Below are 24,912 nucleotides of genomic sequence, written 5' to 3'. Positions count from 1 at the left end.
GAGAAAAGATGATGTTAGAAGTATGGCAACACATTCGTCAAGAAGCAAAAGATCTCGCCGAGCATGAACCAATGCTCGCAAGTTTTTTTCATTCCACGATTTTAAAACATCAAAATCTTGGTGGAGCATTAAGCTATTTACTTGCAAATAAACTGGCAAACCCGATTATGCCGGCAATTTCCTTACGTGAAATTATTGAAGAAGCTTATTTAGCGGAGCCCGCTATTATTGATTGTGCCGCCTACGACATCAAAGCCGTGCGCCAGCGTGATCCCGCGGTGGCGCTATGGTCTACACCTTTGCTCTATTTAAAAGGCTTTCATGCCATTCAAAGCTATCGTATTACTCATTACCTTTGGCAAGAAAACCGCAAAGCACTTGCTCTTTATTTACAAAATCAAATTTCTGTAGCCTTTGATGTAGATATTCATCCTGCGGCGAAAATCGGTCACGGCATTATGTTTGATCACGCAACAGGTATTGTCGTGGGAGAAACTTCCATTATTGAAAATGATGTGTCGATTTTACAAGGTGTAACTTTAGGCGGAACAGGTAAAGAATCCGGCGATCGTCACCCGAAAGTTCGTGAGGGAGTTATGATCGGCGCAGGCGCTAAAATTCTAGGTAATATTGAAGTGGGTAAATATGCAAAAATCGGAGCAAATTCCGTAGTACTTCAACCGGTTCCCGAGTATGCAACCGCAGCCGGCGTACCTGCACGCATTATCGGAAAAGATAAAGAAGCGAAACCGGCATTTGAAATGAACCAATATTTTATTGACGATGGTGTGAATTTGAATATTTAAGGTGAAAAATGATCAACAAAGATACACAACTCTGTATGTCCCTTTCCGCTCGACCGGGTAATTTCGGCACGATGTTCCACAATTATTTATACCAAAAACTAGGGCTAAACTTTATCTATAAAGCCTTTACAACACAAGATATCGAATGTGCAATAAAGGGCATACGCGCATTGGGTGTTCGTGGTTGTGCGGTATCTATGCCTTTTAAAGAAAGCTGTATGTCGTTTTTAGATGAAATTCACCCCTCGGCACAAGCGATAGAGTCTGTGAATACGATCGTAAATGATGATGGTTTTTTACGTGCTTATAACACCGACTATATTGCAATTATGAAATTAATTGATAAATATCAATTAGATAGAAACTCAAGTGTGATTGTATATGGAAGTGGCGGTATGGCAAAAGCCGTGGTTGCCGCATTTAAGAATAGCGGCTTTAAACATTTGAAAGTGTATGCCCGCAATGCAAAAACAGGGCAATATTTAGCCGCACTTTATGGCTATGAATATATTGATTCCATTGAAAACCAACAGGCTGAAATCTTAGTTAATGTTACACCTATCGGTATGCAAGGCGGAAAAGAGGAAGATGATTTAGCCTTTCCTAAATCAATGATTGAGGCTGCCAATGTCGCTTTTGATGTAGTAGCGATTCCTGCGGAAACACCTTTTATTCGTTATGCGGAAAGTTTAGGTAAACAAATTATTTCCGGTGCAGAAGTTATTGTTTTGCAAGCGGTGGAACAATTTGAACGCTACACACACCACCGCCCAAGTGATGAATTAGTGGCTGAAGCAGCGGCCTTTGCGAGAGCCAATAGCTAGAAAGTGCGGTTAAAAATAAAGGCGTTTTGAAAATCCAAAACGCCTTTATTTAGTTTAATTCAACCTTAACCCGCAACGGCGATACGTTTCATATCCGTCATATAACCACGTAATTCTTGACCGATTAATTCCACCGGGTGGTTACGGATCTCATCGTTTACATCTCGTAAGGTGATGTTATCGATTTCAATTGCCGGAGTCGGTTCGCCTAAGTCGCCTTTTTGAAGGTTCGGAATGATTTCTTTTGCCAAAATCGGGGTAGCCACGTTAGAGAATAAGTAGTTACCGTATTCGGCAGTGTCAGAAATTACCACGTTCATTTCGTATAAGCGTTTACGCGCGATGGTGTTTGCGATTAACGGTAACTCGTGGAGTGATTCATAGTAAGCCGATTCTTCGTAGATACCGCTTGCAACCATCGCATCAAAAGCAAGTTCAACGCCGGCTTTTACCATAGCGATCATCAATACACCGTTGTCAAAATATTCTTGCTCGCTGATTTTGCCGTCGTATTTCGGTGCATTTTCAAAAGCCGTTTTACCTGTCGCCTCACGCCATGCTAATAAATCTTTATCTCCGTTCGCCCAGTCTGCCATCATTGTTTCGGAAAAATGACCGCTGATGATGTCGTCCATATGTTTGAAATACAAGAAACCTAATTTTTCTTTGATCTGTTCGGAAAGCTCGAATGCGCGTAATTTTGCACTGTTTGATAAGCGATCCATCATCAATGTGATACCGCCTTGTTTTAAGGCTTCGGTGATGGTTTCCCAGCCGTATTGGATTAATTTACCCGCATATGCCGGATCTTTACCGTCTGCCACTAATTTGTCGTAGCATACGATAGAGCCTGCTTGGAGCATACCGCAAAGAATAGTTTGTTCGCCCATTAAATCGGATTTAACTTCAGCCACGAATGAAGATTCCAATACGCCTGCACGATGGCCTCCGGTTGCTGCAGCCCATGCTTTCGCAATTTCCATTCCTTCACCTTTCGGATCATTTTCAGGGTGAACTGCGATTAATGTCGGCACACCGAAACCACGTTTGTATTCTTCACGCACTTCTGTACCCGGGCATTTTGGCGCAACCATTACAACGGTGATGTCCTTACGAATTTGCTCACCAACTTCGACAATATTGAAACCGTGAGAATAACCGAACGCAGAGTCTTTTTTCATTAACGGCATCACGTCAGCCACGACTTTTGAATGTTGTTTATCCGGCGTTAAATTAATTACTAAGTCTGCACTCGGGATTAATTCTTCATAAGTGCCTACTTTGAAGCCGTTTTCAGTCGCACGTTGGAACGAAGCTCGTTTTTCGGCAATTGCTTCAGGACGTAATGCATAGCTAATATCTAAGCCTGAATCACGCATATTTAAACCTTGGTTTAAACCTTGCGCACCACAACCTACGATCACGATTTTTTTACCTTTTAAGAAGTTTGCTTCATCGGCAAATTCTTCGCGATCCATAAAACGACAGCGACCTAATTGGTCTAATTTTTGACGTAAATTCAACGTATTGAAATAGTTAGCCATATATTTTCCTTTATGTAAGGGTGAATAATTGTATGATGTTGTGTTTGCATATTTTTTACTTTAGTTGAAATTATAAGATTTTTCGTTATTGCGTAAAGTGATAATATTGGTATTTTATGTTGCATTTTTTGCAATCACTTGCTTTAAATTGTGCTATACGTATTGAACGAAACCTTGATAACGATATTTAAGAGAATGATTGTATGAATTTTCAAGATCTCTACCTTTTCATCAAATTGGCCGATACCCAAAATTTCGCCAAAACCGCCAATCAAAACCATATGTCTCCCTCCACGCTTTCACGCCAAATTCAGCGAATAGAAGAAGAGATCGGGCACAGGCTTTTTATTCGTGATAATCGCCAAGTATGTTTAACGGAAAAAGGGGAAAAGTTTTATCAATTTGCCAAAAATGAATGGCAGAATTGGCAGCAATTTAAACAACAGCTTAATGATGAATCCGATGAACTTTGCGGCGAACTTAAACTTTTTTGTTCCGTAACCGCTTCTTACAGTCATTTGCCACAGATATTAAAACAGTTTCGTCAGCGTTATCCGAAAGTGGAAATTCAACTCACCACCGGCGATCCGGCATTAGCGGTAGAGTTAATTCAAACCCAACAAGCGGATCTCGCCCTTGCAGGAAAGCCTAATAACCTGCCGGTAAGCGTTGCATTTCATAAAATTGATGAGATTAAACTTTCTTTGATTGCACCGCGTGTCGCTTGCTTAGCAACACAGTTGTTGCAAGAAAAACCGATTAATTGGCAACAAATGCCTTTTATTTTTCCCGTGGAAGGTCATGCGAGGCAGCGGATTGAACAATGGCTACATGAGAAAAAAATTAAGCATCCTAAAATTTATGCCACTGTTGCCGGACACGAAGGGATTGTGCCTATGGTGGGGTTAGGATTCGGCTTGGCGATGTTGCCCGATGAAGTAATTAATAACAGTCCGATGAATAACCAAATTTCCCGTTTAAATTTAGATGTACCGATTGAACCTTTTGAATTGGGAATTTGTACTCAGAAAAGGAACTTAGAACTCCCCTTAATCCGTGCATTTTGGGCAATGTTGGAATAGAATGGATAGCAATCTTCAAATTAAGGGGGGTCTATGCTCAAAGGTGTTCTCGTTTCATTATTAGCCTCTTTTTTATTCGGCTATATGTATTATTTTTCCACGCTGCTCAAACCTTTAAGTGGAACGGATATTTTTGGCTATCGAATGATTTTTACCTTTCCGTTTGTTGTGTTCGCCGTATTGATATTTAAACAGAAAGAGGCATTAATTACCCGCCTAAAACATCTTAAAAAACAACCGCACTTTGCCCTCTCTTATTTGTTTTGTGGCGCATTAATGGGCTTTCAAATGTGGCTTTTTCTTTGGGCGCCGAATAACGGTAGCTCAATGAGTGTTTCTTTCGGTTATTTATTATTGCCGATAGTGATGGTTGCGGCAGGAAGATTAATTTTTAAAGAACGCATTTCCACCTTTAAATTTATTGCTGTCATCATCGCAGCGATTGGTGTGATTTCAAATATCATTATGAAAGGCGGATTATCTTGGGAGGCTATTGTCGTTTGCGTGGGCTACACCACTTATTTTTCTATCCGAAAAGCATTGAAAAATACCGATCTTGCTTCCTTTTGTCTTGAAATGCTCTGTTTAATGCCGATAAGTATTTATTTTGCCTTGCAGACAAATTTTGTGACGGTTGAACAAAGTAACCCGAATATTTGGGGATTGCTGGTTATGCTTGGTTTTATCAGTGGTACGGCGCTAATTGCCTATGTGATCGCCAGTAATATGTTGCCGATGAATTTGCTTGGGCTTTTGGGCTATGTCGAAACCATTATGATGGTGTTTGTTTCATTTTTTATCGGTGAAAAAATTGATGTGGAAAGTTATCCGCTTTTTATCTGTTTAGTATTGGCGATGAGCCTTGTGATTATTGATGGCGTGTACAAACAGCACGCAAAAGGATCTTTATAATGTCATTTAAAGAAATCACCCCGCAACAAGCTTGGGAAATGGCGCAACAAGGCGCAATGCTTGTCGATGTACGTGATGAACAACGTTATGCTTATTCTCACCCTAAAGGTGCGTTTCACCTAACTAATCAAAGTTTTTTACAATTTGAAGAACGGGTGGATTTTGACTCGCCAATCATTATTAGTTGCTATCATGGCGTAAGTAGTCGCAGTGTAGCAACATTCTTAGCAGAACAAGGCTATGATAATTTATATAGTGTGATTGGTGGGTTTGATGGTTGGATGAAAGCAGAATTGCCGGTGGATACGGCATATTAGTTTTTGGCTTTAATTGAAATAAAATGATTATATTTAATAATATTTCTTTAAAACGCGGGCAAACCGAATTGCTTGAAAATGCAACGGCAACAATTAATCCGAAACAAAAAGTAGGCTTGGTGGGAAAAAACGGTTGTGGTAAGTCCTCTTTGTTCGCTTTGTTAAAAAAAGAACTTCAACCGGAAGGTGGAGAAATCAGCTATCCGTCAAATTGGGCGGTGTCGTGGGTGAATCAAGAAACTCCGGCGTTGGAAATTTCTGCGCTGGATTACGTAATTCAAGGAGATCGTGAATATTGCCGTTTACAGACGGAGCTTGCGAAAGCAAATGAACGCAATGATGGCAATGCGATTGCGCATATTCACGACAAGCTTGATACCATTAATGCTTGGACGATTCAATCACGCGCGGAAACATTGCTACACGGTTTAGGTTTTACACAAGCGGAAACGATGCAGGCGGTGAAATCGTTTTCAGGCGGTTGGCGAATGCGATTGAATTTGGCGCAAGCATTGCTTTGCCCCTCGGATTTATTATTGCTTGATGAACCGACCAACCATTTGGATTTGGATGCGGTAATTTGGTTGGAACGCTGGCTGGTGAATTATCAAGGCACATTGGTATTGATTTCTCACGACCGTGATTTTCTTGATCCGATAGTCAATAAAATCCTGCATATTGAGCAGCAAAAATTGAATGAATACACGGGAGATTACTCCTCTTTTGAAGTGCAACGGGCAACCAAGTTGGCACAACAAGCGGCAATGTATCGTCAGCAACAACAAAAAATCGCCCATTTGCAAAGTTACATTGATCGCTTTAAAGCTAAAGCGACCAAGGCAAAACAAGCACAAAGCCGAGTGAAAGCCTTGGAGCGTATGGAGTTGATTGCGCCTGCTTATGCGGACAACCCGTTCACTTTTTCCTTTCGACCGCCGTTATCCTTGCCGAATCCTTTAGTGATGCTTGAACAAGCAAGTGCAGGTTATGGCTGTGGTGAAAGTGCGGTTGAAATTTTGCGTAAAATTAAACTTAATCTCGTGCCGGGTTCACGCATTGGTTTACTGGGAAAAAATGGTGCGGGAAAATCCACCCTGATTAAGCTTTTAGCCGGGGAATTGGACGCACTTTCCGGCACGGTTCAGCTTGCTAAAGGCGTACAACTCGGCTATTTCGCGCAACATCAGCTGGATACGTTGCGTGCCGAAGAATCCGCCTTATGGCATATGCAAAAACTTGCACCGGAACAAACGGAGCAACAAGTTCGTGATTATCTCGGTAGCTTTGCGTTTCACGGCGATAAAGTCAATCAGCCCGTTTCATCTTTTTCCGGCGGTGAAAAAGCCCGTTTGGTTTTAGCCTTAATTGTGTGGCAACGTCCTAATTTACTGTTGCTTGATGAACCGACCAACCACTTAGATCTTGATATGCGCCAAGCACTCACTGAAGCCTTGGTAGATTACGAAGGCTCACTGGTGGTTGTATCGCACGATCGCCATTTATTACGCAATACCGTGGAAGAGTTTTATTTAGTGCATGATAAACAAGTAGAAGAATTTAAGGGTGATTTGGAAGATTATCAAAAGTGGTTAATGGAGCAAAATAATCTCTCTTCTGCAAAGCCAAAGGAAGAAAATACGTACACAGAAAGCAGGAACTCAGAGCCTAACGCTTATCTCAACCGTAAAGAACAAAAACGCCGTGAAGCCGAATTACGCCAACAAAGCGCACCATTGCGTAAAAAAATTGCCCAATTGGAAGAAAAAATGACCCGTTTTTCCGAGCAATTGGCTGAAATGGAAAATCAACTGGCGGATTCGGCGCTTTATCAGACAGAAAATAAAGAAAAATTGACCGCACTTTTGAGCCAACAAGTGGAGACCAAAAAAGCGTTAGAAGACGTGGAAACAGAATGGATGGCATCGCAAGAAAGCTTAGAAGAAATGTTGAATGCCTAAGACGTGGATATTAATAAGATGAGTCAATCCCTTTTTCAGCACACAAAACAAGAACAATATTGCCCTCAATGCGGTTCGATTTTGCAAATAAAACAAGGCAAAAAAGGGCTGTTTTTAGGTTGCAGTGCCTATCCGCAATGTGATTATTTACGCCCCTTGCAGCGTGTGGAAAATAAAGTATTGAAGGAACTGAACGAAACTTGTCCTCAATGTGGCTCGGTTTTGCAATTGAAACAAGGCGCATTTGGTATGTTTATCGGTTGCAGTGCTTATCCGGAATGCGATTTTGTCGTACACGAAGAGCAGAAAACGGAAGCGCAAACGGCTTGTCCGGAATGTCAAAAGGGGAATTTAGTCGCACGCCGTGGGCGACAAGGAAAAACCTTCTACGGTTGTGATAATTTTCCCCATTGTAAATTTTCTCTTCCGGCGAAACCCTGTGAATCCCCTTGCCCGAAATGCTATTTTCCCCTTGCTTTAGTGAAAACTGAGAATGAGGAACGGAAGGTTATGCAATGTGCAAAAAAAACTTGTCGCCATATTTTTGAGATTTCCAAATGAATTTACAACAAATCGCTACATATTTGCTGCAAAATCAAGTTGTCGCTTACCCAACCGAAGCGGTATTCGGTTTAGGTTGCAATCCGTTAAGTGAAAGTGCGGTCAAAAAATTGCTTGATTTAAAACAACGACCAATGGAAAAAGGCTTGATTTTGGTTGCGCCAAGTTTGGTTTATTTTTTGCCGTTTATTGATTTTACCCGTTTAAATGAGGCACATATTGCTTTATTAAAAGGTGAGTACGCCAACCCTACAACTTGGGTTGTGCCGGCAAAAGCCGATGTACCAAACTTTCTGACCGGAAAATTCGATAGCATTGCGGTGCGTTTATGCCATCATTCTGCGGTGAAAGCGCTTTGTGAAGCAACCGGTTTTGCGCTTACTTCCACCAGTGCGAATTTGACAGGGGCTTCACCTTGCCGTACGGCAGAGGAAGTGCGGTTGCAATTCGGCGAGAATTTCCCCGTATTGAATGAAGCGGTCGGTCATGCAGAAAATCCCTCCGAGATTCGGGATTTGCTCACCAACCAACTTTTTAGACAAGGATAATTTATGGATCGTTATGCTGTATGGGGTAATCCCATTACACAAAGTAAATCACCGTTAATTCAAAGCAAATTTGCGAAACAAACGCAACAAAACCTAGAATATGTTGCGAAATTAGGCGATCTTGATACTTTTGAGCAACAACTTACTGTTTTTTTCGCTGAAGGCGCAAAAGGTTGTAATATCACTTCTCCTTTCAAAGAGCGCGCCTATCAACTTGCCGATGATCGGAGTGAGCGGGCGAAACTGGCGGAAGCCTGTAATACCCTGAAAAAATTAGAGGACGGCAGATTGTATGCGGATAATACGGATGGTGTGGGTTTGGTAACGGATTTGGAACGCTTAAATTGGATAAAACCCAACCGCTGTATTCTTATCTTAGGTGCAGGGGGGGCGACAAAGGGGGTGCTGTTACCTTTATTACAAGCACAGCAAAACATCGTGCTGGCCAACCGCACTTTAGCCAAAGCGCAAACCCTTGCGGATAAATTTCAACCTTATGGCGATATTCAAGCCGTGGCAATGGATAGCATTCCTCCGAAATCTTATGATCTCATTATTAACGCGACTTCTGCCGGATTAAGCGGAAATACGGCTTCGGTCTCGCCGGAAATTCTGCAACTCGGCAATGCCTTTTATGATATGCAATATGCTAAAGGGGTAGATACGCCCTTTATTGCTTTCTGCAAAAGTTTGGGGCTGACAAAGGTAAGCGATGGCTTTGGTATGTTGGTGGCGCAAGCGGCGCATTCCTTTTACTTGTGGCGTGGTGTAATGCCTGATTTTGCCACTGTTTATGCACAACTTAAAAAGGAGATGCTATGACAAGATGTCCATGGGCTGGTGAATTGCCGATTTATATTGCTTATCACGATAATGAATGGGGCAAGCCTGAATTCGATAGCCGAAAATTATTTGAAAAAATTTGTCTGGAAGGGCAGCAAGCCGGGCTTTCGTGGATTACCGTTTTGAAAAAACGTGATGCCTATCGCAAAGCATTTTATCAATTCGATCCGAAAAAAGTGGCGAAAATGACCGCACTTGATATTGATGAATGTATGAAAAATGAAGGGCTGATTCGTCATCGTGCAAAATTAGAAGCCATTGTGAAAAATGCAAAAGCATTTCTTGAGATGGAAAAGTGCGGTGAAAATTTTAGCGATTTTATTTGGTCCTTTGTCAATCATAAGCCTATCGTCAATGATATACCGGATCTATCGGCGGTTCCTGCAAAAACCGAAACCTCTAAAGCGATGTCAAAAGCGTTAAAAAAACGAGGGTTCGTATTTGTCGGCGAAACCACCTGCTATGCCTTTATGCAATCAATGGGATTAGTTAACGACCATATTAATGGTTGTTGTTGCAAATGATCTTCCAGTATAATCGCTCCAATTTCGTCAATGAAAAAATTGAATTATGAATAAAAAATATACTTTAATTTCGCTTTCTATTTTGACCGCACTTTATAGCCAAATGAGCTTTGCAGATTTGCGTTTACAATGTTTAGCGGGCGTGCCGAAATTTTCCGGTGAAGCGGTATCCGGTAATCAGAACGATTTACCGGTTTACATTGAAGCGGATGAGGCGGAAATCAATCAGCCGACAAGCGCAATTTACAAAGGAAAGGCGGATCTTAAACAAGGCAATCGCCATTTGTTAGCGGATTCAGTGGAAGTAAAACAACTCGGTGAAGGTACGGCACTTCAACGTTTTGCTTATGTAAACGGAGGATTTGATTATAAAGACGATCAAATCAATATGTTGGGACAAAGTGCCGATTTTAATCTTGATTCCAAAGACGGTAATGTGACTGAGGCGGATTATCAATTAGTAGGTCGTCAGGGGCGAGGAAAAGCACAGCATATTGCATTGCATAATGATATGCGTGTGATGAAAAATGCAACTTTTACTTCCTGTTTGCCGGGGGATAAGGCTTGGGCGGTAGAGGCTTCGGAAATTCGTCAGTATGTAAAAGAAGAATATGCGGAAATGTGGCATGCCCGTTTCAAAGTACTTGGTGTACCGATTTTTTATACTCCTTATTTGCAATTACCAATCGGTGATCGCCGCCGCTCCGGTTTATTAATGCCAAGTGCGGGGAGTTCTAGCCGTGACGGTTATTGGTTTGCCCAACCGATTTATTGGAATATTGCGCCGAATTATGATGCGACAATCACGCCGAAATATATGTCTCACCGAGGTTGGCAATTAAACGGCGAATTTCGTTATTTAACTCCCATCGGTGAAGGCAAAATCGCCGGTGAATATTTAGGACGGGATCGTTATGATGAATATTATGGCGATAATCGCAAACGCCATCTTTTCTATTGGAATCATAGCTCTTCTTTCCTTCAAAATTGGCGTTTTAATGTGGATTACACCCGTGTAAGCGATAAGCGTTATTTTACGGATTTTACCTCTGATTATGGAAATAGTACGGATGGTTATGCTGACCAATATGCCAAAATTGCGTACTATCAACCTCATTACAATTTCTCAATTTCGGCACGCCAATTCCAAATTTTTGATGAAGTTTCGGTGGGGCCTTACCGTGCTTTACCGCAAATCGATTTTAATTATTACAAAAATGATTTAGCAAATGGTCGGTTAGATTTTAAATTGTTCTCACAAGCCGTTCGTTTTGATAACGACAGTAGTCTTATGCCGACAGCATGGCGTTTTCACCTAGAACCGAGTTTGGCGAGTTCAATGTCAAATAAATACGGAAGCCTGAATATTGAAACCAAACTTTATGCGACCCGTTATCATCAGAAAAAAGGTCACGGTGTAGGAGCCGAGGATGTTCAGCGTACGGTCAATCGCGTTATTCCACAGCTTAAAGTTGATTTACAAACTGTGTTGGCGCGTGATACGACCTTCTTAAAAAACTACACTCAAACTTTTGAACCTCGTGTGCAATATTTGTATCGTCCATATCGCGATCAAAGCAGTATCGGATCAAAATTAACCAATGATTATTTAGGCTTTGGTTATGATTCAGCCTTAGTTCAACAAGATTATTATTCCTTGTTTCGCGATCGTCGTTATAGCGGTTTAGACCGAATTTCTTCCGCAAATCAAGTCACAGTGGGAGGGACTACACGCTTTTATGACAGACATTCAACGGAGCGTTTTAATTTATCTGCGGGGCAAATCTATTATTTAACGGATTCCCGAATTGATAATAATCCTTCAAATAGCACTCAGCGCTCTTCTTCCTCTTGGGCGTTGGAATCTAACTGGAAACTCAATGATAATTGGAATTGGCGCGGAAGTTATCAATATGATACTCAGCTTAAGAAAACCTCATTGGCAAATACCGGTATTGAATATAATCCGGCAAGAAATAATTTGATTCAGTTGAATTACCGTTATGCAAGCCAGGCTTATATCGACCAAAATTTAGGTCGTTCATTAAATGCTTACAACCAAGATATTAAACAATTGGGAGTGGTTGCCGCATGGGAAGTGTCGGATAATTGGGCGATTGTCGGAAAATACTATCAAGATTTAGCATTGAAAAAACCGGTGGAACAATATATCGGTGTGCAATATAACAGTTGTTGTTGGGCTGTTGGTATTAGCGCAAGACGTTATGTCACCAGCCGTCAAAATCAAAAACAAGACGACATTGTGTATGATCATAGTATCGGAGTGACTTTCGAGTTGCGCGGTTTAGGCAACAATGATCACCAAAGCGGTATTCAGGAAATGCTTGAAAAAGGTAAACTACCTTATATTAAGGCGTATAGTCTATAAGCTTTGATCTATTATTTATACACAATTGTTTATACGGGATACTTATGAAAAAACAGGTAATTTTGACCGCACTTTTAGGAGTGATGACATTAGCCGGTTGTGCAACAAAATCAAATGGTGAACGTAATGATCCGATGGAAGGGTTTAATCGTACCATGTGGAATTTCAATTACAATGTGGTAGATCGTTATGTGTTAGAACCGGCGGCAAAAGGTTGGCGTGATTATGTACCGACTCCGATAACAAAGGGGCTTTCTAATGTAGCGAATAACTTAGACGAACCGGTAAGTTTTGTGAACCGTATGATTGAAGGTGAGCCGAAAAAAGCATTTGTGCATTTCAACCGCTTTTGGATAAATACCGTATTCGGTATCGGTGGTTTATTTGATTTCGCCAGTGCGAGCAAAGAATTACAAGTTTACGAGCAACGTGGGTTTGGTGAGACATTGGGGAGTTATGGCGTTGATGCCGGGGCTTATATGGTATTGCCGCTTTATAACGCAACGACCCCTCGCCAATTAAGCGGTGCTGTGGTGGATGCAGCTTATATGTATCCGTTTTGGGATTGGGTTGGTGGTCCGTGGTCATTAGTAAAATACGGTGTCCAAGCGGTGGATTCCCGTGCGAAGAACTTGGATAATGCGGAATTACTGCGTCAAGCGCAAGATCCTTATGTGACATTCCGTGAGGCTTACTTCCAAAACTTAGAATTTAAAGTGAATGACGGCAAAGTAACAGAAAGTTCTCAAAAAGAGCTTTCCGATGACGTGTTAAAAGAAATTGACTAATAAAAAGTGCGGTTATTTTGACCGCACTTTTCAAAGAAGGAGAAAACAATGACAAAAATTATTCATACAGAAAAAGCCCCGGCGGCAATCGGTCCTTATGTTCAAGCGGTGGATTTAGGTAATTTGGTGCTGACTTCAGGTCAAATTCCCGTCAATCCTGCAACCGGTGAAGTGCCCGCTGATATTGTCACGCAAGCCCGCCAATCTTTGGAAAATGTAAAAGCGATTGTTGAGCAAGCCGGTTTAAAGGTTGCCGATATCGTAAAAACAACGGTTTTTGTGAAAGATTTAGGTGATTTTGCGGCGGTAAATGCAGAATATGAACGTTTCTTCAAAGAAAATAATCACCCTAATTTCCCCGCTCGTTCTTGCGTAGAAGTGGCTCGTTTACCAAAAGATGTCGGTTTAGAAATCGAAGCCATCGCAGTAAGAAAATAATATAAGGTATTGTTTTTGGATCTTTTTCCGACAAATAGCTTTACAAGAAAATGGATTCACTCTATAATTCTGCGTCTTTGTTATAGCTTATAGACTATAACCTAATTTCTGGTTGGTGCTTGACCTATTCAAGCCCCGTCCAAGACCGTAGGGGATGGATATCTTAATAATCCTACGTAGATGGTGTACAGAATAAGAATTTTTCTTGCTTCTGGGCACCGAAGTCGCCCTAATCTTAGTATTAGGTAAATTAATTCCGAGAAATCGGAGTGTATTCAGGAGCTAAAAGCCAATGGCATTAAATCTTCAAGACAAACAAGCAATTGTTGCTGAAGTAAATGAAGCAGCCAAAGGTGCACTTTCAGCAGTAATCGCAGATTCTCGCGGTGTAACTGTTGATAAAATGACTGAGTTACGTAAAGCAGCTCGTGAATCAGGTGTGACAATGCGCGTGGTTCGTAATACTTTATTACGCCGTGCAGTTGAAGGCACAGATTACGAATGCTTAAAAGATACGTTTGTAGGTCCGACACTTATCGCGTTCTCTAACGAACATCCGGGTGCAGCAGCACGTTTGTTCAAAGAGTTTGCTAAAGCAAACGATAAGTTTGAAATTAAAGGTGCAGCCTTTGAAGGTAAAATCCAAGATGTTGAATTCTTGGCAACATTACCAACTTACGAAGAAGCGATTGCACGTTTAATGGGCACAATGAAAGAAGCTGCGGCAGGCAAACTTGTTCGCACTTTTGCGGCATTACGCGACAAATTACAAGAAGCGGCTTAATTGTTAAGCGTTTCTTACTTCATTTAACTTTATTTACTTTAGGAATTGATTGTTATGTCATTAACTAACGAACAAATCATTGAAGCGATTGCTTCTAAATCTGTAACTGAAATTGTTGAATTAATCGCAGCAATGGAAGAAAAATTTGGTGTTTCAGCAGCGGCAGTAGCAGCAGCTCCGGCAGCAGGCGGTGCGGCAGCGGCAGCAGAAGAGAAAACTGAGTTTGACGTAGTTCTTGCTGAAGCAGGTGCTAACAAAGTAGCAGTAATCAAAGCAGTACGTGGTGCAACCGGTTTAGGCTTAAAAGAAGCTAAAGACTTAGTTGAATCTGCTCCGGCTAACTTAAAAGAAGGCATTTCTAAAGAAGAAGCTGAAGCGCTTAAGAAAGAATTAGAAGAAGCAGGCGCGAAAGTAGAAATCAAATAATTTTTGATTCGCTTATGTCCTGTTCTTCAGGCTTAATGGCTGGTGGTTTACCATCAGCCATTTTGTGCTATCAAAATAGCATAAAAAAACAGGTGATTATTTTCCGTTTAATAGCATCTGTTTCCACTCAAATTTAAAGAATAAATAAAGGTTTTAATTTGAGTAACCCACTACAGAAGTAAGGTTCAGAGTGCGGTTTCTGAAAACGGTGTCCATACTTTGATGTAAGAAAATGTCAGTAAAAATGACCGCACTTTTTCTTGTATCAACTCAGTCTCACTAAAATTGATAGAGGAAAACCAACCAATGGGTCTCTCCTATTCTGAGAAAAAACGAATTCGTAAAGACTTCGGCAAACGTCCGCAAGTTTTAAATGTACCTTATTTATTAACTATTCAATTAGATTCGTTTGATAAATTTATTCAAAAAGATCCTGAAGGTCAGCAAGGTTTAGAAGCCGCTTTCCGTTCAGTCTTCCCAATTGTTAGCAATAATGGCTATACCGAATTACAATATGTCGATTACCGTTTAGAGGATCCTGAATTTGATGTACGGGAGTGTCAAATCCGAGGTTCAACTTATGCGGCAGGCTTACGGGTAAAATTACGTTTAGTGAGCTATGATAAAGAATCATCTTCACGCGCAGTTAAAGATATTAAAGAGAATGAAGTATATATGGGGGAAATCCCATTAATGACTGACAATGGTACTTTTGTAATCAATGGTACCGAGCGTGTTATCGTTTCACAGCTACACCGTAGTCCGGGCGTATTTTTTGATTCCGATAAAGGTAAAACACATTCTTCGGGTAAAGTGCTTTATAACGCACGTATTATCCCTTACCGTGGTTCTTGGTTAGATTTCGAGTTTGATCCGAAAGATAATTTATACGCACGTATCGACCGTCGTCGTAAATTGCCGGCAACGATTATTCTTCGTGCATTAGGTTATACCACAGAAGAAATTTTAAATTTATTCTTTGATAAAGTTACTTTTGAGATCGCCGATAATCAATTATTAATGGCGCTTGTGCCGGAACGTTTACGTGGTGAAACCGCTTCTTTCGATATTGAAGCGAACGGTAAGGTATATGTTGAACGCGGTCGTCGTATTACCGCACGTCATATCAAAGCGTTAGAGAAAGATAAAGTTACTCAGGTTGTTGTGCCGACCGAATATATTGTCGGCAAAGTGGCAGCAAAAGATTATGTGGATTTAGAATCCGGTGAAGTCATCTGTTCTGCTAATGGTGAAATTTCTTTAGAAATTTTGGCAAAATTAGCACAAGCCGGCTACAACATCATAGAAACATTATTTACTAACGATTTAGACTACGGTCCGTATATTTCCGAGACATTACGTGTTGATCCGACTTACGATAAAATCAGTGCCTTATACGAAATCTACCGTATGATGCGTCCGGGTGAACCGCCGACACCGGAATCTTCAGAAGCTTTATTCAATAACTTATTCTTCTCTGCGGAACGCTATGATTTATCAGCGGTAGGTCGTATGAAGTTTAACCGCTCTTTAGGTATTCCTGAAGGTGTGGGTAGCGGTATTTTAAGCAATGAAGATATCATCGGCGTAATGCGTAAGCTCATTGATATTCGTAACGGCCGTGGTGAAGTAGATGATATCGACCACTTAGGTAACCGTCGTATCCGTTCTGTGGGTGAAATGGCGGAAAACCAGTTCCGTATTGGTTTGGTTCGTGTGGAAAGAGCGGTTAAAGAGCGTTTATCTTTAGGCGATTTAGATGCGATTACTCCACAGGACTTAATTAACCCGAAACCGATTTCTGCGGCAGTAAAAGAGTTCTTCGGCTCTTCACAACTTTCGCAATTTATGGATCAAAACAACCCGTTATCTGAAGTAACGCACAAACGTCGTATTTCTGCATTGGGTCCGGGCGGCTTAACCCGTGAACGTGCCGGCTTTGAGGTGCGTGACGTACACAATACCCACTATGGTCGTTTGTGTCCGATTGAAACCCCTGAGGGTCCGAATATCGGTTTGATCAACTCACTTTCTGCATTTGCGCGTACTAATGATTACGGTTTCTTAGAAACGCCGTATCGTAAAGTTATTAATGGTCAAGTTACGGAAGAAATCGAATATTTATCTGCAATTGATGAAGCAAACTATATTATTGCGCAGGCAAACTCAAATTTAGACGAAAACAACCGCTTTACCGATGCCTTTGTCACAGCACGTGGTGAGCGTGGTGAATCAGGTTTATATAAACCGGAAGACATTCACTATATGGACGTTTCAACCCAGCAAGTGGTATCTGTGGCGGCAGCATTAATTCCGTTCCTTGAGCACGATGATGCGAACCGTGCTTTAATGGGTGCGAACATGCAACGTCAAGCAGTGCCGACATTACGTGCGGATAAACCGTTAGTGGGTACGGGCATGGAAAAACCAATCGCCCTTGACTCCGGTGTAGCGGTTGTTGCAAAACGTGGCGGTACGGTGCAATATGTTGATGCTTCACGTATTGTTATCAAAGTAAATGAAGATGAAACGATTGCCGGTGAAGCGGGTATTGATATTTATAATTTAATCAAATACACCCGTTCTAACCAAAACACCTGTATCAACCAAATCCCTTGTGTAAATTTAGGTGATCCGATTAATCGCGGTGAAGTATTGGCTGATGGTCCGTCAACGGATTTAGGTGAATTAGCCTTGGGTCAAAATATTCGTGTCGCGTTTATGCCTTGGAACGGCTATAACTTTGAAGACTCAATGTTAGTGTCTGAGCGTGTCGTTCAACAAGATCGCTTCACAACAATTCACATTCAAGAGCTTTCTTGTGTCGCTCGTGATACGAAATTGGGAGCGGAAGAAATTACCGCAGATATTCCGAACGTTGGTGAATCCGCATTAAGCAAATTGGACGAATCCGGTATTGTTTATGTAGGTGCTGAAGTGAAAGGCGGCGACATCTTAGTGGGTAAAGTGACCCCTAAAGGTGAAACCCAATTAACGCCGGAAGAAAAATTGTTACGTGCAATTTTCGGTGAAAAAGCATCTGATGTGAAAGATTCTTCATTACGTGTGCCAAATAGCGTAACCGGTACGGTTATTGATGTGCAAGTATTTACCCGTGATGGCGTGGAAAAAGACAAACGTGCGTTAGAAATTGAAGAAATGCAATTAAAAGAAGCGAAGAAAGACCTTTCTGATGAATTGGAAATCTTGGAAGCAGGTTTATTCGCACGTGTACGCAATCTTCTTATCGCAGGTGGTGCGGATGCAGCGCAATTAGATAAATTGAATCGCACTAAATGGTTGGAACAAACCATTGCTGATGAAGAAAAACAAAACCAATTAGAGCAGCTTGCAGAGCAATACGAAGAACTTCGTAAAGAGTTTGAACATAAACTTGAAGTGAAACGTAAGAAAATCATCAAAGGCGATGATCTTGCACCGGGCGTGTTGAAAGTGGTGAAAGTTTACCTTGCGGTGAAACGCCAAATTCAACCGGGTGATAAAATGGCGGGCCGTCATGGTAATAAAGGTGTTATTTCAAAAATCAACCCGGTTGAAGATATGCCATACGATGAAAACGGTCAGCCGGTTGAAATCGTGTTGAATCCACTGGGCGTACCGTCCCGTATGAATATCGGTCAGATTCTCGAAACCCACTTAGGTTTAGCGGCAAAAGGTATTGGTGATCAAATCAATGCGATGCTCAAACAAAAACAAGAAGTGGAAAAATTACGCAGCTATATTCAAAAAGCGTATGATTTGGGTAATGGTTCGCAAAAAGTGGATTTAAGTACCTTCACTGACGAAGAAGTATTACGTTTAGCCGAAAATTTACGTAAAGGTTTACCGGTAGCGACACCTGTATTTGACGGTGCGGCTGAAGCGGAAATCAAAGAGTTATTAAAACTCGGCGGCTTGCCGACTTCAGGTCAGATCACATTGTATGATGGTCGTACCGGTGAAAAATTTGAGCGTCCGGTAACCGTAGGTTATATGTATATGCTCAAATTGAATCACTTGGTTGATGACAAAATGCATGCTCGTTCAACCGGTTCTTATAGCCTTGTAACGCAACAACCATTGGGCGGTAAAGCACAATTCGGTGGTCAACGTTTCGGTGAGATGGAGGTATGGGCACTTGAAGCATACGGTGCGGCTTACACCTTACAAGAAATGTTAACCGTTAAATCCGATGATGTGAACGGCCGTACGAAGATGTATAAAAACATCGTAGGCGGTAACCAACACATGGATCCGGGTACGCCGGAATCTTTCAATGTAATTATGAAAGAGATCCGTTCACTTGGTTTAAATATCGAGTTAGACGAAGAGTAATAAGAAGTAGGGAATGTAAATATCCTCTCTACGAAAGAAAATCGCCGAAGTGCGGTCAAAATTCTCCGAGATTTTCAACCGCACTTTAAACCTTTAACTCCGACAGGAGAACATTTGTGAAAGACTTAGTTAAGTTTTTAAAAGCACAATCAAAAACCAGTGAAGATTTTGATGTGATTAAAATTGGGTTGGCCTCACCGGATATGATTCGTTCATGGTCGTTCGGTGAAGTGAAAAAACCTGAAACCATTAACTACCGTACATTTAAGCCTGAACGTGACGGTCTTTTCTGTGCGCGTATCTTCGGGCCGGTAAAAGATTACGAATGTTTATGTGGTAAATATAAGCGTTTAAAACATCGTGGTGTAATTTGTGAAAAATGTGGTGTAGAAGTTACCCAAACCAAAGTTCGCCGTGAACGTATGGGGCATATTGAGTTAGCCTCACCTGTGGCACACATTTGGTTCTTAAAATCACTTCCGTCCCGTATCGGTTTATTACTTGATATGCCGTTGCGTGATATTGAACGTGTACTTTATTTTGAAATGTACATCGTTACCGAACCGGGCATGACGGACTTGGAACGTGGTCAATTGTTAACTGAAGAACAATACCTTGAAGCAGAAGATCGTTGGCAAGATGAATTTGAAGCGAAAATGGGTGCGGAAGCTATCCAAGATCTTTTAAAAGGTATGGATCTTGAGGTGGAATGTGAAAAATTACGTGAAGAATTACAAGAAACCAATTCCGAAACCAAACGTAAAAAAATCACTAAACGCTTAAAATTATTAGAAGCCTTCGTCCAATCCGGCAATAAACCGGAATGGATGGTGATGACCGTATTACCGGTTCTTCCACCTGATTTGCGTCCGTTAGTACCACTTGATGGGGGGCGTTTTGCCACTTCAGATTTGAACGACTTGTATCGCCGTGTTATCAACCGTAATAACCGTTTAAAACGTTTATTGGATTTAATCGCGCCGGATATTATCGTACGTAACGAAAAACGTATGTTACAAGAATCTGTGGATGCGTTGTTGGATAATGGTCGTCGTGGTCGTGCAATCACCGGTTCTAACCGTCGTCCGCTGAAATCATTAGCGGATATGATTAAAGGTAAACAAGGTCGTTTCCGTCAAAACTTACTTGGTAAACGTGTGGATTATTCCGGTCGTTCCGTAATCACTGTAGGTCCATACTTACATTTACACCAATGCGGTTTGCCGAAAAAAATGGCACTGGAATTATTCCGTCCGTTTATCTATGCGAAATTAGAAAGCCGTGGTTATGCAACTACCATTAAAGCGGCGAAGAAAATGGTTGAGCGTGAAGACGCTATCGTATGGGATATTCTTGCGGAAGTTATTCGCGAACACCCGATTCTTTTGAACCGTGCGCCGACACTTCACCGTTTAGGTATCCAAGCCTTTGAACCGATTTTGATCGAAGGTAAAGCGATTCAATTACACCCGCTTGTTTGTGCGGCGTTTAATGCGGACTTCGATGGTGACCAAATGGCGGTTCACGTTCCATTAACCTTGGAAGCACAACTGGAAGCGCGTGCGTTGATGATGTCAACCAACAACGTACTTTCACCGGCAAACGGTGATCCGATTATCGTTCCGTCACAAGACGTGGTGTTGGGTCTTTACTATATGACCCGTGAAAAAGTGAACGGTAAAGGCGAAGGAATGCTATTGCAAGACCCACGTGAGGCGGAAAAAGCATACCGCACCGGTCAGGCGGAATTACATTCTCGTGTAAAAGTACGTGTTACCGAATATGTGAAAAATGAAGCAGGCGAATTTGATGCGAAAACCACATTGACGGATACCACTATCGGCCGTGCAATTTTGTGGATGATTGCACCACAAGGTATGCCGTATTCATTATTCAATCAAACCTTAGGTAAAAAAGCCATTTCAAAATTGATTAACGAGGCTTATCGCCGTTTAGGTTTAAAAGAAGCGGTAATGTTTGCAGACCAAATTATGTACACCGGTTTTGCTTACGCAGCACGTTCAGGTTCATCTGTCGGTATTGACGATATGGTGATTCCTGAGAAGAAATACGAAATTATTTCTGCGGCGGAAGAAGAAGTGGCGGAAATTCAAGAACAATTCCAATCGGGTCTTGTTACCGCAGGTGAACGTTATAATAAAGTAATCGATATTTGGGCTGCTGCGAATGAACGCGTCGCAAAAGCAATGATGGAAAACCTTTCAACGGAAGAAGTTATCAACCGTGAAGGTAATCCTGAAAAACAAGCTTCATTCAATAGCATCTTTATGATGGCGGATTCCGGTGCGCGTGGTTCTGCGGCACAGATTCGTCAGTTAGCCGGTATGCGTGGTTTGATGGCTCGTCCGGACGGCTCGATTATTGAAACGCCGATCACCGCAAACTTCCGTGAAGGTTTGAACGTATTACAATACTTTATTTCCACTCACGGTGCGCGTAAAGGTTTGGCGGATACCGCATTGAAAACGGCAAACTCCGGTTATTTAACCCGTCGTTTGGTTGACGTAGCACAAGATTTAGTGATCGTTGAAGACGACTGTGGCACGCACGAAGGTCTTGTAATGACCCCGTTAATCGAAGGTGGTGATGAAAAAGTACCACTTCGCGAGTTAGTATTAGGTCGTGTTGCGGCTGAAGATATTTACAAACCGGGTACGGAAGAAGTTTTAATTGGACGTAACACATTATTAGATGAAAAACTCTGTGATGTGTTAGATGAAAACTCCGTAGATAGCGTAAAAGTACGTTCGGTTGTAACCTGTGATACCGACTTCGGTGTATGTGCGAAATGTTACGGTCGTGACTTGGCTCGTGGTCATTTGATCAACCAAGGTGAAGCTATCGGTGTTATTGCGGCACAATCAATCGGTGAACCGGGTACACAGTTAACCATGCGTACGTTCCATATCGGTGGTGCGGCATCTGCGGCGGCTAAAGAATCTAGCGTACAGGTGAAAAATACCGGTACTTTACATTTAGCTAACGCAAAATTCGTAACGAATGATGAAGGCAAATTGGTCTTAACTTCACGTAACACCGAATTAACGGTTACAGATGTATTCGGTCGTACCAAAGAACATTATAAAGTGCCTTACGGTGCAGTATTGAATAAAGCTGACGGTCAAGAAGTAAATGCAGGCGAAACGGTTGCAAACTGGGATCCGCATACTATGCCGGTTGTATCCGAAGTGGCAGGTTTTGTGAAATTCATTGATATTGTGGATGGTTTAACCGTAACACGTCAAACTGATGAATTAACAGGTCTTTCTTCTATTGTGGTACAAGATGTAGGTGAACGTGCGACTGCCGGTAAAGATTTGCGTCCAACCATCAAATTGGTTGATGCGAAGGGCAATGACATCTTCTTGCCTGAAACCGATGTTATTGCGCAATATTTCTTACCGGGTAAAGCTATCGTCAGCTTAGATGATGGCGCCGCAGTGAAAGTGGGTGAACCATTGGCACGTATTCCGCAAGAATCTGTGGGTACGAAAGATATTACCGGTGGTCTTCCACGCGTAGCGGATCTCTTTGAAGCCCGTAAACCGAAAGAGCCTGCAATTTTGGCAGAAATCTCGGGTGTCGTCTCATTCGGTAAAGAAACCAAAGGCAAACGCCGTTTACTGATCACCCCGATTGAAGGTGAAGTGTACGAAGAAATGATTCCTAAATGGCGTCAGCTTAACGTATTTGAAGGTGAGATGGTAGAGCGTGGCGATGTGATCTCCGATGGTGCAGAAACCCCACACGATATCTTACGTTTACGCGGTGTACGTGCAGTAACCGAGTATATCGTGAACGAAGTACAAGATGTTTACCGCTTACAAGGGGTAAAAATCAACGATAAACACATTGAGGTTATCGTTCGCCAAATGTTGCGTAAAGCGATTATTACCAATGCCTATGACTCCGAATTCCTCGAAGGGGAACAAGTAGAAGTTGCGCGCGTGAAAATCGTGAACCGTAAACGTGTTGCAGAGGGTAAACCACCTGTTGAGTTCGAACGTGAGCTATTGGGTATCACCAAAGCTTCTCTTGCGACGGAATCCTTCATTTCTGCGGCATCATTCCAAGAAACAACCCGCGTATTGACGGAAGCGGCGGTCGCAGGTAAACGTGATGAATTACGCGGCTTGAAAGAAAACGTCATAGTAGGTCGTTTGATTCCGGCGGGTACCGGTTTTGCGTATCACCAAAATCGCATTAAAAACCGCCAAAAAGCATTGGAGTCATCAGTGAAAGCGATTGAAGAAACACCGGTTTCATCTTTTGTGACAGATGCGGACATCGAAGCGGAATTTGAATTTGTCGCTGACGATGCAACCCAAAGTCTTGCCGCATTATTAAATTCCGAAATGGAAGATTAATATTGCAAAGTAGATAAAATGAAAAGCCCCGAATGGGGCTTTTTTGTTTGCTTGATTTTCTTAGTTTTGGCGAAAAGTGCGGTTAAAAATCTCGGTATTATGTAGCACTTGCACAAATCATCGTGGGGTGTCGTTAGGCGAAGACGTAACGCACCATATAGAGGGTTTAATGATGAAATGGTGCGTTACGCAAAGCTTAACGCACCCTACTTCCAATAAACATTGATCATAAAATTCTCTTTGTGCGACTGCTACATAATACCGAAAAATCTAATGAATTTTTGACCGCACTTTGTTAACGAATCAGGTTGAACAAATAAATCCTATTTGATGTTGAGTATTTTGACAAAAGTTTGATACTTTTGGGAAAGTGTATTTGTTGACACTGTGTTAGACTTACTAACAATTTTTTCAACAGGATAATAAAAAATGAGTACAACCAAACCCTTTCCTTTACCTACCGGCTATTTCGGTATCCCTCTAGGCTTATCCGCATTGTCTTTAGCTTGGTGGCACTTGAGCCATTTCTTCCCTTGGGCGGAAAATATCAGTGATAGTTTAGGCATTATCGCAGTGGTGATTTGGATAATATTTATTGCGATGTATGGATATAAACTTCGTTATTACTTCCACGAAGTGAGGGAAGAATACCAATGCCCTGTGCGTTTTTCTTTTATTGCATTGATTCCTATCACGACAATGCTGGCAGGAGATATTATTTATCGTTGGAATCTTGTTATCGCAGAAATAATGATCTGGATTGGTGTTATCGGGCAATTATTGTTTTCTTCTTTAAGAATCAGTGAGCTTTGGAAAGGCGGTGTTTTTGAACAGAAATCGACCCGCCCTCCGTTTTATTTACCTGCCGTTGCGGCGAATTTCACTGCCGGAAGCTCCCTTGCGTTACTCGGCTATCAGGATCTTGGTTATTTATTCTTTGGAGCAGGCTTGATTGCGTGGATTATTTTTGAGCCGATTCTACTCCAACATTTACGTATTTCATCTTTAGAACCGCCGTTCCGTGCGACCATGGGAATTGTTCTTGCCCCCGCTTTTGTAGGTGCCTCGGCTTATTTATCGCTAAATCAAGGGGAGGTTGATACTTTTGTTAAAATTCTATGGGGATACGGCTTTTTACAGCTTTTCTTTTTACTACGCCTTTTCCCATGGATTATCGAAAAAGGCTTAAATATCGGCTTATGGGCATTTTCATTCGGTTTAGCTTCAATGGCGAATAGTGCGATTTCCTTTTATCACAATCATATTTTGAGCAGTGTTGCCATTGCAGCCTTTATTTTTGCAAATTTGATGATTGGATTGCTTGGGGTGATGACATTGTGGAAGTTGATAAAGGAAGAATTTAGAATTAAGTAACATATTGATTTGTTAATTAGTTAATAGCTAAAGATTTTCATAGTTATATAAGAAATTAAATTAGATACTAC

At 41.6% G+C, this 24,912-nt stretch carries 19 protein-coding genes; 18 read left to right on the top strand and 1 reads right to left on the bottom strand.

The features are described 5' to 3' along the window. Window positions 1–8: 8 nt before the first annotated feature. Both cysE and HEMROJRC1_RS04670 read left to right on the top strand, forming a co-directional pair. Window positions 9–806, top strand: a complete 798-nt coding sequence (gene cysE / locus HEMROJRC1_RS04675; protein WP_226691852.1) for a serine O-acetyltransferase — start codon at window positions 9–11, stop codon at window positions 804–806. An 8-nt stretch (window positions 807–814) separates the two neighbouring features. Continuing rightward, window positions 815–1,630, top strand: a complete 816-nt coding sequence (locus HEMROJRC1_RS04670) for a shikimate 5-dehydrogenase (protein WP_226691851.1) — start codon at window positions 815–817, stop codon at window positions 1,628–1,630. A 65-nt stretch (window positions 1,631–1,695) separates the two neighbouring features. Here the strand turns inward: HEMROJRC1_RS04670 and ilvC are convergent, their stop codons facing one another. After that, window positions 1,696–3,174, bottom strand: a complete 1,479-nt coding sequence (gene ilvC / locus HEMROJRC1_RS04665) for a ketol-acid reductoisomerase (protein WP_226691850.1) — start codon at window positions 3,172–3,174, stop codon at window positions 1,696–1,698. Between the two features lie 203 nt (window positions 3,175–3,377). On the opposite strand from ilvC, the gene ilvY reads away from it, so the two are divergent. From ilvY to tehA, 16 genes are all read left to right on the top strand, one after another. Further along, window positions 3,378–4,256, top strand: a complete 879-nt coding sequence (gene ilvY / locus HEMROJRC1_RS04660; protein WP_226691849.1) for an HTH-type transcriptional activator IlvY — start codon at window positions 3,378–3,380, stop codon at window positions 4,254–4,256. A 33-nt stretch (window positions 4,257–4,289) separates the two neighbouring features. Beyond that, window positions 4,290–5,168, top strand: a complete 879-nt coding sequence (gene rarD / locus HEMROJRC1_RS04655; RefSeq protein WP_226691848.1) for an EamA family transporter RarD — start codon at window positions 4,290–4,292, stop codon at window positions 5,166–5,168. Continuing rightward, on the top strand, window positions 5,168–5,485 hold the full coding sequence (glpE, locus tag HEMROJRC1_RS04650; protein ID WP_226691847.1) for a thiosulfate sulfurtransferase GlpE: 318 nt from the start codon (window positions 5,168–5,170) through the stop codon (window positions 5,483–5,485). The genes rarD and glpE overlap by 1 nt, the downstream gene beginning before the upstream one ends. Window positions 5,486–5,508: 23 nt before the next feature. Further along, on the top strand, window positions 5,509–7,443 hold the full coding sequence (locus tag HEMROJRC1_RS04645; protein ID WP_226691846.1) for an ABC transporter ATP-binding protein: 1,935 nt from the start codon (window positions 5,509–5,511) through the stop codon (window positions 7,441–7,443). A gap of 18 nt (window positions 7,444–7,461) precedes the next feature. Next, a complete protein-coding gene (locus HEMROJRC1_RS04640) occupies window positions 7,462–8,004 on the top strand; it encodes a type I DNA topoisomerase (RefSeq protein ID WP_226691845.1) in 543 nt (180 codons plus the stop codon). Beyond that, window positions 8,001–8,552, top strand: coding sequence for a Sua5/YciO/YrdC/YwlC family protein (locus HEMROJRC1_RS04635; RefSeq protein WP_226691844.1), 552 nt, complete (start codon window positions 8,001–8,003; stop codon window positions 8,550–8,552). Before HEMROJRC1_RS04640 ends, HEMROJRC1_RS04635 begins: the two co-directional genes overlap by 4 nt. A 3-nt stretch (window positions 8,553–8,555) precedes the next feature. Further along, window positions 8,556–9,374 (top strand): shikimate dehydrogenase, encoded by an 819-nt coding sequence (gene aroE / locus HEMROJRC1_RS04630; RefSeq protein ID WP_226691843.1) that lies wholly within the window; start codon window positions 8,556–8,558, stop codon window positions 9,372–9,374. After that, window positions 9,371–9,919 carry a DNA-3-methyladenine glycosylase I gene (locus tag HEMROJRC1_RS04625; protein WP_226691842.1) on the top strand — a complete coding sequence of 183 codons (549 nt, stop codon included), beginning with the start codon at window positions 9,371–9,373 and terminating at the stop codon, window positions 9,917–9,919. The genes aroE and HEMROJRC1_RS04625 overlap by 4 nt, the downstream gene beginning before the upstream one ends. Before the next feature lie 46 nt (window positions 9,920–9,965). Continuing rightward, window positions 9,966–12,308 carry an LPS assembly protein LptD gene (lptD, locus tag HEMROJRC1_RS04620; protein WP_226691841.1) on the top strand — a complete coding sequence of 781 codons (2,343 nt, stop codon included), beginning with the start codon at window positions 9,966–9,968 and terminating at the stop codon, window positions 12,306–12,308. Window positions 12,309–12,352: 44 nt separating this feature from the next. After that, window positions 12,353–13,096 (top strand): VacJ family lipoprotein, encoded by a 744-nt coding sequence (locus tag HEMROJRC1_RS04615; protein WP_226691840.1) that lies wholly within the window; start codon window positions 12,353–12,355, stop codon window positions 13,094–13,096. Between the two features lie 48 nt (window positions 13,097–13,144). Continuing rightward, window positions 13,145–13,534: a RidA family protein gene (locus HEMROJRC1_RS04610; protein WP_226691839.1), complete on the top strand. Its 390-nt coding sequence runs from the start codon at window positions 13,145–13,147 to the stop codon at window positions 13,532–13,534. Between the two features lie 292 nt (window positions 13,535–13,826). Next, a complete protein-coding gene (rplJ, locus tag HEMROJRC1_RS04605; protein ID WP_226691838.1) occupies window positions 13,827–14,318 on the top strand; it encodes a 50S ribosomal protein L10 in 492 nt (163 codons plus the stop codon). A 54-nt stretch (window positions 14,319–14,372) separates the two neighbouring features. Continuing rightward, a complete protein-coding gene (gene rplL / locus HEMROJRC1_RS04600) occupies window positions 14,373–14,744 on the top strand; it encodes a 50S ribosomal protein L7/L12 (RefSeq protein WP_049357197.1) in 372 nt (123 codons plus the stop codon). Window positions 14,745–15,050: 306 nt separating this feature from the next. Then, window positions 15,051–19,079, top strand: a complete 4,029-nt coding sequence (gene rpoB, locus HEMROJRC1_RS04595; protein WP_226691837.1) for a DNA-directed RNA polymerase subunit beta — start codon at window positions 15,051–15,053, stop codon at window positions 19,077–19,079. 116 nt (window positions 19,080–19,195) lie between these two features. Further along, on the top strand, window positions 19,196–23,467 hold the full coding sequence (gene rpoC, locus HEMROJRC1_RS04590; RefSeq protein WP_226691836.1) for a DNA-directed RNA polymerase subunit beta': 4,272 nt from the start codon (window positions 19,196–19,198) through the stop codon (window positions 23,465–23,467). Window positions 23,468–23,896: 429 nt separating this feature from the next. Next, entirely contained in the window at window positions 23,897–24,841 is a 945-nt protein-coding gene (tehA, locus tag HEMROJRC1_RS04585; RefSeq protein ID WP_226691835.1) for a dicarboxylate transporter/tellurite-resistance protein TehA, read from the top strand. The last annotated feature ends 71 nt before the right edge of the window (window positions 24,842–24,912 follow it).

Origin of the sequence: Rodentibacter sp. JRC1 (genome assembly GCF_020521555.1) — a bacterium.
GTDB lineage: Bacteria > Pseudomonadota > Gammaproteobacteria > Enterobacterales > Pasteurellaceae > Rodentibacter > Rodentibacter abscessus.
The sequence above is the reverse complement of the archived record's forward strand: the minus strand, read 5'-3'. Positions and strand labels throughout refer to the sequence as shown.

Coding starts and splice junctions, on each gene's coding strand:
- cysE (WP_226691852.1), top strand. CDS start 9: ATGATGTTAGAAGTATGGCAACACATTCGTCAAGAAGCAAAAGATCTC.
- HEMROJRC1_RS04670 (WP_226691851.1), top strand. CDS start 815: ATGATCAACAAAGATACACAACTCTGTATGTCCCTTTCCGCTCGACCG.
- ilvC (WP_226691850.1), bottom strand. CDS start 3,174: ATGGCTAACTATTTCAATACGTTGAATTTACGTCAAAAATTAGACCAA.
- ilvY (WP_226691849.1), top strand. CDS start 3,378: ATGAATTTTCAAGATCTCTACCTTTTCATCAAATTGGCCGATACCCAA.
- rarD (WP_226691848.1), top strand. CDS start 4,290: ATGCTCAAAGGTGTTCTCGTTTCATTATTAGCCTCTTTTTTATTCGGC.
- glpE (WP_226691847.1), top strand. CDS start 5,168: ATGTCATTTAAAGAAATCACCCCGCAACAAGCTTGGGAAATGGCGCAA.
- HEMROJRC1_RS04645 (WP_226691846.1), top strand. CDS start 5,509: ATGATTATATTTAATAATATTTCTTTAAAACGCGGGCAAACCGAATTG.
- HEMROJRC1_RS04640 (WP_226691845.1), top strand. CDS start 7,462: ATGAGTCAATCCCTTTTTCAGCACACAAAACAAGAACAATATTGCCCT.
- HEMROJRC1_RS04635 (WP_226691844.1), top strand. CDS start 8,001: ATGAATTTACAACAAATCGCTACATATTTGCTGCAAAATCAAGTTGTC.
- aroE (WP_226691843.1), top strand. CDS start 8,556: ATGGATCGTTATGCTGTATGGGGTAATCCCATTACACAAAGTAAATCA.
- HEMROJRC1_RS04625 (WP_226691842.1), top strand. CDS start 9,371: ATGACAAGATGTCCATGGGCTGGTGAATTGCCGATTTATATTGCTTAT.
- lptD (WP_226691841.1), top strand. CDS start 9,966: ATGAATAAAAAATATACTTTAATTTCGCTTTCTATTTTGACCGCACTT.
- HEMROJRC1_RS04615 (WP_226691840.1), top strand. CDS start 12,353: ATGAAAAAACAGGTAATTTTGACCGCACTTTTAGGAGTGATGACATTA.
- HEMROJRC1_RS04610 (WP_226691839.1), top strand. CDS start 13,145: ATGACAAAAATTATTCATACAGAAAAAGCCCCGGCGGCAATCGGTCCT.
- rplJ (WP_226691838.1), top strand. CDS start 13,827: ATGGCATTAAATCTTCAAGACAAACAAGCAATTGTTGCTGAAGTAAAT.
- rplL (WP_049357197.1), top strand. CDS start 14,373: ATGTCATTAACTAACGAACAAATCATTGAAGCGATTGCTTCTAAATCT.
- rpoB (WP_226691837.1), top strand. CDS start 15,051: ATGGGTCTCTCCTATTCTGAGAAAAAACGAATTCGTAAAGACTTCGGC.
- tehA (WP_226691835.1), top strand. CDS start 23,897: ATGAGTACAACCAAACCCTTTCCTTTACCTACCGGCTATTTCGGTATC.